General features: G+C 60.3%; 2 protein-coding genes. Both read left to right on the forward strand.

The window, feature by feature from the left end; all coding sequences use genetic code 11:
* The first annotated feature begins 235 nt into the window (after positions 1–235).
* On the forward strand, positions 236–892 hold the full coding sequence (locus tag LH128_RS28180) for a 2'-5' RNA ligase family protein (RefSeq protein WP_327195303.1): 657 nt from the start codon (positions 236–238) through the stop codon (positions 890–892).
* Between the two features lie 122 nt (positions 893–1,014).
* Positions 1,015–1,679, forward strand: a 665-nt coding sequence (locus tag LH128_RS28185; protein ID WP_008833110.1) for an acid phosphatase, incomplete at its 3' end; no start/stop codon positions are given.

Consider the following 1,679-nt stretch of genomic DNA (forward strand, 5'->3'; position numbering starts at 1 on the left):
AGGGGCTGCTACGCGCCCCATTCCGGTCGCTTAGCATTCCAAACATGATTCCTGGAACCTGCCATTCTGCAGCATTAAGATGGGGTTTGATCTGAGGAACCTTAGGTCGTCGGATTCGCAGATTCCAGCACGTGTCTTGTGCGGAAGAATTTGCCGATCCGTCGAAGGCGCCGCTAAATATCGCTCCCTCTATTTCTCCCGGCCCGAGCACAGTCATATGCCGCAAATACCCCGGATGGCCCTGATCGCAGCTTTGGTTACGGCCTACCCCTTGCAAGCAGAGGACAGGCTCAGCATTGACATTTACGCGATCCCCTCACCGTCCATCGTTGACGCGGTAACGGAAGCGAGCGTCGATCTCGCTGCTAGGGGCATGACCACGTTTCATGCGCAAGGCCATCCGGCACACGTCACGCTTTACCTGACGCAATACCCGGCATCCGCGGCGCCTGCGCTGAAAGCTGCTGTCGCCAAGGCCGCGAAGGCGTGTAGGTCATTCCCGCTCACGGTCACCGGCCTGCAAAGGACTGCCTCGAACTGGCTGTTCTTGAAGGTCGAGAGATCGGCCCCTCTGCAAAGGCTGGCCGATGAGATGACGTTGGCGGCAGAACCATTGCGATCGCACGACCTAGCCCCGCCATCGTGGATGAAGGAATACCCTGCAAAGCTGCCCGCTTTCGAACGCTATGGGTCGCCGAACGTGTTCATGCAGTTTGATCCCCACCTGACCCTTCTTGCAAACGAGGCCAATCCAGACCTGGGCAAGTATATGGCGGATGTGGCCTCCCGTCCGCCGCGCGCCGAGGGCGGGGTGACAGGTATTGGTCTGGGGATCGTTGACGCGAACGGGCAACTGGTCAGGACGTTGGCGGAATATCGCTGCAAGGCATGATCACGCTGCTCACAGATGGCGGTGGGCGCTCCTTGTTCGTCAAAGATCCGCGTTGTCACATAACTGTCATATTGACGTTTCCGGAATGCTCGGCCTAGCTCTTCGAAGATTGGAGACCTGCCTTGAAGTTCAAACTGTCGATTGCCGCTGCAGTGACCGCAACTGTGCTCATCGCCGCATCCGCAACCTCGAACGAAAGACCCAGGGGCTATCTGGAACCGGGCGAGTTCGATGTGACGCATGTCGTTGAGCCGGCGCCTCGCCCCGGTGATCCGCGCTACGAAACCGACCGCAAGATTTTCAAGGCCACGCGCAAGCTCGCGGATACCCCGCGCTGGCAGTTGGCCACACAGGATGCCGACTATACGGTGCCGGCGCTGGCGCGCGATTTCAGCTGCGCGGTGGGAGTCAAGCTCACGCCGCAGAATGCCCCGAAGCTCATGATGCTGATCGAACGCGCGGGCTCAGACACGGGTGCGCAGTCCAGCAGGGCGAAAGCGGTCTACCAGCGGCACCGCCCTTTCACGATCGACAAGGGCCGGATCTGCCAGCCCGAATCCGAGCTGTACGACGAGAAGAAGCACGGGATGAGCTATGACTATCCCTCCGGTCATACGACCTGGGGATGGACCTGGGCGCTCGTCCTTTCAAGCATCGCACCCGATCGCGCGCAGCCGATCCTCGAACGTGGCCGGGCTTACGGCGACAGCCGCTTTGTGTGCGGTGCTCATAACGAGAGTGCTGTCGAAGCGGGCATGCTGTCAGCCACCGCCACGATGGCGCTGGT

Origin of the sequence: Sphingomonas sp. LH128 (assembly GCF_000293195.2) — a bacterium.
Lineage (GTDB): Bacteria > Pseudomonadota > Alphaproteobacteria > Sphingomonadales > Sphingomonadaceae > Novosphingobium > Novosphingobium resinovorum_A.

What these genes read in the sequence shown, in the direction of transcription:
- LH128_RS28180 (WP_327195303.1), top strand. Translation starts at nt 236, where the DNA reads ATGGCCCTGATCGCAGCTTTGGTTACGGCCTACCCCTTGCAAGCAGAG.